Source organism: Pseudoalteromonas sp. S1650 (genome assembly GCF_005887195.1).
Classification (GTDB): Bacteria; Pseudomonadota; Gammaproteobacteria; order Enterobacterales; family Alteromonadaceae; genus Pseudoalteromonas; species Pseudoalteromonas simplex.
The window spans coordinates 1-339 of the sequence record NZ_PNDF01000180.1 but is presented as its reverse complement, the minus strand read 5'-3'; the positions used below and the strand labels follow the sequence as shown (position 1 = coordinate 339).

At 44.5% G+C, this 339-nt stretch carries 2 tRNA genes; both read left to right on the top strand.

Annotated features, from left to right (window positions below):
• Window positions 1-45: 45 nt before the first annotated feature.
• Window positions 46-122: transfer RNA gene (locus CWB80_RS22090), tRNA-Ile, on the top strand.
• 111 nt (window positions 123-233) lie between these two features.
• Window positions 234-309: transfer RNA gene (locus CWB80_RS22085), tRNA-Ala, on the top strand.
• Window positions 310-339: the final 30 nt, after the last annotated feature.

The window sequence follows — 339 nt, the reverse complement described above, 5'->3', positions numbered from 1 at the left end:
CACACAGATGATTGTTAATTGTAAAGAGAACAACACTTATTGTTTGGGTCTGTAGCTCAGTTGGTTAGAGCGCACCCCTGATAAGGGTGAGGTCGGTAGTTCAAATCTACTCAGACCCACCACTTCTTCTTGATACTGCGTTGTAAGCTTCGTCGTTTAGTGAACTAAACGTCCTCAACTTACGCCTTGTCTCAATCGAAGTGGCTAATAAAACAGTAAGTACCAGCATATGTGGGGCTATAGCTCAGCTGGGAGAGCGCCTGCCTTGCACGCAGGAGGTCAGCAGTTCGATCCTGCTTAGCTCCACCACTTTTACTTCTTAAAAATAAACATTCTTAA